Origin of the sequence: Synechococcus lacustris str. Tous (assembly GCF_003011125.1) — a bacterium.
GTDB lineage: Bacteria > Cyanobacteriota > Cyanobacteriia > PCC-6307 > Cyanobiaceae > Synechococcus_D > Synechococcus_D lacustris.
The window spans coordinates 1-856 of sequence record NZ_PXVC01000246.1; the positions used below are offsets into that span (position 1 = coordinate 1).

Consider the following 856-nt stretch of genomic DNA (forward strand, 5'->3'; position numbering starts at 1 on the left):
CCTGGTGCACCATGGCCGGGCCCAGATAAATAAATCATATTTAAATTGTATTCACGAATTACACGATTTGCATGGGTCCATATAAAACTTTGGCCCGGGCTTGATCCCCAATGGCCCAGCAGGCGATTTTTAATATGTTCTGGTTTCAGCGGCTCCCGCAGCAGTGGATTTTCCTTTAGGTAGATCATCCCCACCGCTAGATAATTGGCGGCGCGCCACCAACTATCTAGCTGCTGTAGTTCCTGTTCTGATAAGCAACGGGTCATGGCTTGGTTTCTCTAGGAGGGTTTCTTAAGGAATAGGGCTCATACCAAGCGGGAGCCACTGGGTTTGTGTTGGGTGTCGGGGTCGAAAACTGCTGCAATTACACGCACCAGCCATCGACCCCTTTCATTTACGCTTACATTATTACTTCCTAAGGTTAATAAACCCTCCGCTTCTAAGTTGCTTAATTGTTTCCACTCATCCCTAAATAGCTTTTCTGCGTCGATGGCAATACTATCAAAATCAATCGCAAAATTACACATTAATTCCAGGATAATATGGCGCCTCAATAGCACCATTGGATCATTTATTTCCAAGCCGCGATCAAWTGCTAATTTAGCCATCGAAAGTGATTGTATGTATGTATTTAAGGAGCGAGTATTCTGGGTATATAACCTTGGAAATAGGCTTATAGCGGAAAGGCCCACCCCTAGTAGGTCGAGGTTTGCTTGGGTGGTGTATCCCTGGAAGTTTCGATGCAAGCTTCCCTCCCGGGCGGCGATGGCAAGCGGGTCGTTTTTTAGGGCAAAGTGATCCATGCCGATTGCCACATACCCCTCCGATAGCAGCTTGCTGTGGGCCCCTTCCAGCA

2 protein-coding genes are annotated in these 856 nt (G+C 47.3%); both read right to left on the reverse strand.

What is annotated here, in order from left to right:
* A partial coding sequence (locus C7K08_RS14665; RefSeq protein ID WP_479725439.1) for a phosphoketolase family protein occupies positions 1-266 on the reverse strand: 266 nt, incomplete at its 3' end.
* A 39-nt stretch (positions 267-305) separates the two neighbouring features.
* Positions 306-856 (reverse strand): oxygen-independent coproporphyrinogen III oxidase (locus tag C7K08_RS14670; RefSeq protein WP_479725440.1); only part of this gene is annotated, 551 nt, incomplete at its 5' end.